This is a genomic window from Phenylobacterium sp., assembly GCF_030693805.1.
In the GTDB taxonomy this organism is placed as follows: Bacteria; Pseudomonadota; Alphaproteobacteria; order Caulobacterales; family Caulobacteraceae; genus Phenylobacterium.
The window spans coordinates 1-3,466 of sequence record NZ_JAUXZW010000024.1 but is presented as its reverse complement, the minus strand read 5'-3'; the positions used below and the strand labels follow the sequence as shown (position 1 = coordinate 3,466).

General features: G+C 68.0%; 4 protein-coding genes. 1 reads left to right on the top strand and 3 read right to left on the bottom strand.

Annotated features, from left to right (window positions below):
- The first annotated feature begins 329 nt into the window (after positions 1-329).
- Positions 330-764, top strand: coding sequence for a MucR family transcriptional regulator (locus Q8M88_RS01165; protein WP_305594243.1), 435 nt, complete (start codon positions 330-332; stop codon positions 762-764).
- On the opposite strand, the gene hemA is transcribed toward Q8M88_RS01165, so the two are convergent.
- The 3 genes from hemA to Q8M88_RS01150 form a co-directional block, all read right to left on the bottom strand.
- Entirely contained in the window at positions 761-1,987 is a 1,227-nt protein-coding gene (gene hemA / locus Q8M88_RS01160; protein WP_305594241.1) for a 5-aminolevulinate synthase, read from the bottom strand. The two genes, Q8M88_RS01165 and hemA, sit on opposite strands and share 4 nt — an antisense overlap.
- A 165-nt stretch (positions 1,988-2,152) precedes the next feature.
- Positions 2,153-2,920, bottom strand: coding sequence for a class I SAM-dependent methyltransferase (locus Q8M88_RS01155; RefSeq protein ID WP_305594239.1), 768 nt, complete (start codon positions 2,918-2,920; stop codon positions 2,153-2,155).
- A gap of 49 nt (positions 2,921-2,969) precedes the next feature.
- A partial coding sequence (locus Q8M88_RS01150) for an enoyl-CoA hydratase/isomerase family protein (RefSeq protein ID WP_305594237.1) occupies positions 2,970-3,466 on the bottom strand: 497 nt, incomplete at its 5' end.

Below are 3,466 nucleotides of genomic sequence, written 5' to 3'. Positions count from 1 at the left end.
CGATGTTCTCCGAAGCGATCAGTTCGATCTGCTCCTGCTGGCGCTGCAGTTCGCCGGCCAGAACCTGGTCTACGGCCGGGTCGGACTGGGCGACCCCTTGCGAGAAGAAGGCGTCGGTCGAGGGCTGTTCCGAGGATTGGGCTTTGACGTGCAGGGTCACGGGCGGACCTTTCGGCTGAGGTTCGCGCGCTCTTTACCCTTAAGCGCGCCGCGATCCAACGGTCGCGGGAACAATGCCGCATCATGATCGTTGTCGCTTCCGCCGGGGGTGGAGGCGATCGACGACGCCCACCCGTCCGTTTGCGCCGCGTTTTTGGTGAGGTGAGCCTATGAGCATGACATCCGGTCCGGAGACCACTTCGGACGAGTCGTTCATGCGGCTGGCCGCCGATGTGGTCGCCGCCTACGTCACCCGCAACGAGGTGGCGCCTGACGGCGTCGCCCCACTGATCCGCACTGTCCATCAGGCGCTGCAGGGCCTGGGCCAGGCCGAAGCGCCGGTTCCTGAGGAGCGCCCGAAGCCCGCGGTTCCGATCAGCAAGTCCGTCCAGCACGAATTCATCGTCTGCCTGGAGGACGGCAAGAAGCTGAAGATGCTGAAGCGTTATCTGCGCTCGCGCTTCGACATGAGCCCGGACGACTATCGCCGGCGCTGGGGCCTCGCGCCCGATTATCCGATGGTCGCGCCGGCTTACGCAGCGCGGCGCAGCGACTTCGCCAAGCAGATCGGCCTGGGACGGGGCGTGCGTCGGCGCGGCGCCTAAGCCGCGACGCCGCCGACGCGAGCGATGTTGCAGCGGACCCAGAGCGCTTCGAGCGCCTGGGCGAGATCCTCGATCATCGCCTCGGTGTGCGCCGGCGACGGCGTGAAGCGCAGCCGTTCGGTCCCGCGCGGCACCGTGGGATAGTTGATCGGCTGCACATAGATCCCGTGATCCTCCAGCAGGATGTCGGAGATCACCTTTGTGTGGATCGCGTCGCCCACCAGCACCGGCACGATGTGGCTTTGCGAGGCCATCACCGGCAGGCCGACCTTGGCGAGGCGCGCCTTGAGCTGAGCCGCGCGCGCCTGATGGGCAACACGCACCTCGTCATGCGCCTTAAGCCAGCGGATTGAGGCCAGCGCGCCGGCGGCCAGGGCCGGCGGCAGCGAGGTCGTGAAGATGAACCCGTGCGCGTACGATCGGATCGCATCGACGATCACCGCGTCGGCGGCGATGTAGCCGCCCATGACGCCGAACGCCATGGCCAGCGTGCCCTCGACGATGTCGATCTGGTCCATCACCCCGTCGCGCTCGGCGACGCCGGCGCCGCGCGGCCCGTACATGCCGACCGCGTGGACCTCGTCCAGATAGGTCATGGCGCCGTACTTCTTGGCCAGGGCCACGATCGCCGCCATCGGCGCGATGTCGCCGTCCATCGAATAGACGCTCTCGAAGGCGATCAGCTTCGGCGCGCTCTCGGGCGCCGCGGCCAACAGGTCTTCCAGGTGCTGCAGGTCGTTGTGCCGGAACACATGGCGCGGGCCGCCGCCGTTGCGGATACCCGAGATCATCGAGTTGTGGTTGTTGGCGTCCGAGAACACCTCCAGCCCGGGCAGGATCCGGTAGAGCGTCGACAGCGACGCGTCGTTCGAAACGTAGCCCGAGGTGAACAGCAGCGCGGCCTGCTTGCCGTGCAGGTCGGCGAGCTCGGCCTCGAGCTCCACGTGGTAGTGCGTCGTGCCGGAGATATTGCGCGTTCCGCCCGAACCCGCGCCCGCCTCGTCGATGGCGCGCTTCATGGCCTCGGTGACCACAGGGTTCTCGCCCTGGCCCAGGTAATCATTCGAGCACCACACCACCACGTCGCGCACCGAGCCGTCGCCGCGCGTCCAGGTGGCGCGCGGATAGGAACCGCGATGACGCTTCAGGTCAGCGAACACCCGGTAGCGGCCCTCGCCGCGTATCCGGTCCAGCGCTTGCTCGAACGCCTGTGTGTAATCCATCAGCCTTGAACCCCGTCCGTGCGCGAGCCGCAGGCGCCGCGCGACGGCCCCACAAAAAGAGGCGCATTTTCGTCCGCGGGCTTTTCGCACCACCGTTGGCCGTTGTCCACAATACCACGCCTTGCGCCTGCGCGGCGTGCGGCCGCGCAGGCGCTGGCGCGCGCGCTATTTCGGCTTGCGGAACCGGTAGACGAACTGATCCGTATGGCCGCGTATCTTCGGATCGAACACCGGCAGGGTGTGATCGTCGGCGGAGTTGCGCAGCATCGGGCTCTCGCCGTCGAAGGTGAACCCCGCGGCGATCACCTCGCTCTTGACTACCTGCGGATCGATCCGATGCAGGGTGTCGACGACCGCGAGCGGCGCGCCGGGGCTGGCCGCGTGGTCCAGGACGATGAACAGGCCGCCGGGCTTCAAAGCGTCGAACACCGCCTTGTTGACCTTGGCGACGTCGGTGGGCGGACGCCCCGGACGCGTCCCGTGCAGGTCATGGTAGTTCTGCGAGGTCCAGATCACGTCTGCCTTGGTCGGCAACACCAGGGTCTCGAACGGCGTCGTCACGACTTCGATGTTGCCGTAGGCGGGGTCGGCGGCGACGGCGCGAATCGCGGGCGGTGTCGCGGCCTCGGCCTGGGCAGGCGTGATGATCGCATAGACCTTGCCGGCCGCGCCGACCGTCTTGGCGAAAATCCGCGTGAAATAGCCGCCGCCGGGCAGCAGGTCGCCGACCGTCTGGCCAGGCGCAACCTCGGCGAACGCCAGCATGTCGACCGGCCGTCGATCGGCGTCTCGGGCGGAATCGGCGGCGGGGCGAGACTTGTCGGCGACAGCCGCGGCGACGTAGGCCGGCGGGGCCGCGGCGTTCTGGGCGTTCGCCGCCCCCGCCGTCAGGGCCAGAACGGCGACAGCCGCCAAAAGCAGATCACGCGCCATGAACACCTCCCCAAAATCGGCGGGCGCCGTGGCCGGCGCCGCGTCGGCCTCACGCCAGCGGGGACCATTCCTCGTCCGGCGGCAACGGCGCGAAGATCGCGTCGAGCATCGCAGGCGTAACGCCGGCCAAGCTTGTCGGCTCCCATCGCGGTCTATTGTCCTTGTCGACGATCACCGCGCGCACGCCTTCGATGAAGTCGTGGCGCTGCACGACCCGCGCGGCGATACGGTATTCCATGCGCATGTTGTCGGCGAACGACGGCGCACGCGCGCCCTCGGCCATCTGGCGCAGGGTGACCTTCAAGGTCTGCGGCGATTTCGACGCCAGCGCGGCGGACTGCGCCTTGGCCCAGTCCGAACCGTCCGCCTCCAGCGCCGCGACGATGCCCTCGACGCTGTCGCCGGTGAAGATCCTGGCGATCTGATCCTGACGCTCAGCCAGCGGCGGCGATCCAGCGTCACCCTGAAACCGCTTCAGGGTCGTCTCGATCGCATCCGGCTCGGCGATGATCGCAGCCTTCAACTCGGCGATCCGGTCGCTGTCGA

Coding starts and splice junctions, on each gene's coding strand:
- hemA (WP_305594241.1), bottom strand. CDS start 1,987: ATGGATTACACACAGGCGTTCGAGCAAGCGCTGGACCGGATACGCGGC.
- Q8M88_RS01165 (WP_305594243.1), top strand. CDS start 330: ATGAGCATGACATCCGGTCCGGAGACCACTTCGGACGAGTCGTTCATG.
- Q8M88_RS01155 (WP_305594239.1), bottom strand. CDS start 2,920: ATGGCGCGTGATCTGCTTTTGGCGGCTGTCGCCGTTCTGGCCCTGACG.